This is a genomic window from Fructobacillus ficulneus (assembly GCF_001047075.2).
GTDB classification, from domain to species: Bacteria; Bacillota; Bacilli; order Lactobacillales; family Lactobacillaceae; genus Fructobacillus; species Fructobacillus ficulneus.
Map to the genome: position 1 here is coordinate 1 of NZ_DF967996.1, position 1,163 is coordinate 1,163.

The 1,163-nt window shown below is 48.4% G+C and carries 1 protein-coding gene; it reads right to left on the reverse strand.

Features of this window, described 5'->3' with window-relative positions; genetic code table 11:
• The coding region (locus AOQ29_RS02210; RefSeq protein WP_114674981.1) for a DUF1542 domain-containing protein at positions 1-1,163 on the reverse strand (1,163 nt) is incomplete at both ends.

Sequence of the window (1,163 nt, forward strand, 5' to 3'; positions counted from 1 at the left end):
AAAGTACTGTACAAACGGTTAACCCACTGGCTCTTAGCCTGACTAACATCCGAACCAGTCCCCTGGCCGAGGGCAAAGGCGTTTTGATCATCGCTGACCATCGTCTCGGCATCGACCACAGTCGTGACCGTCTTCAACTCGGTAATCAACCGGTCACGCATACCGTTAACAGCAGCGGTGATAGTTGCCAAACCAGTCTGTGACAAGTTCGTGTTGGCCTTTGCTTGGTCGATAAGACCTTGCGCAGCGGTACGGATTTTGTCTTCAAAGTCTGGCAAGCGGTCTGAGACTGGTTGACCATGCTGGTGAATACCATCGATTTTATCAACAGCATCCTTACCAGCAGTTGTGGCCTCATCGGCAGTCTTAGTTCCGTCAACAGCATCCTTACCCTTCGAAGCAGCATCATTAACAGCTGCAGTTTGGCTGGCCTTTTCTTGACCACTCAACGTACCGTCTTGATCAATCGTGTTCAAAGCAGCTGTTTGAGCAGCATCAATCTTATTATCTGAAACATTCTTGGCCAAGTTGGTTTGGACAGCTGTCAAAGCAGTCTCTAGGTTCGCTTGGGCAGTATTAATGTCATCAGCGTTCTTAGCATTGCCAGCAGCGGTTTGGGCTGTTGCGACAGCTTGGTCAATAGCAGCGTTCAAAGTTTGAGCTTGGTCAGCTGTAATGGCCTTGTTGTTCAAGTTTGTCGCAACTTGGTCGCGAACCTTTTCAGATTCGTTAGTGATGTTGCCCTTGAACTGGTCAACTCGTCCACCTTCACCTTGGATTGGTGTTTGTGGCTTGTGAGTTCCGGTAATGTTACCAGTACCAGTCTTCAACTGAGTTGCCACATCTGCATCGGTTGATACACCATCAACTGCCTTTTCGGCAGCATTATAGGCATCCGTTGCGTCTTGAGTCTGTGACTTGATTTGGTCAGTCGTCAAAGAGGTATCAGCTGCGATATCAGCTTGCGTATCGGCCAATGTCTTCTTCAACTGGTTAACGGCATCTTCCTTGTCAGCCTGCAAAGTAATAGCTGGAACGGTGGTGTTAACGAAGGTATTCAAAGCCTTGACTGTATCAGACCAATTATCAGTTGCTTGAACTGTGGTGTTCGTTGCCGTTACGGCAGTTTGCAAAGCATTCAACCGTTCGCTGAGTTGGTCAGC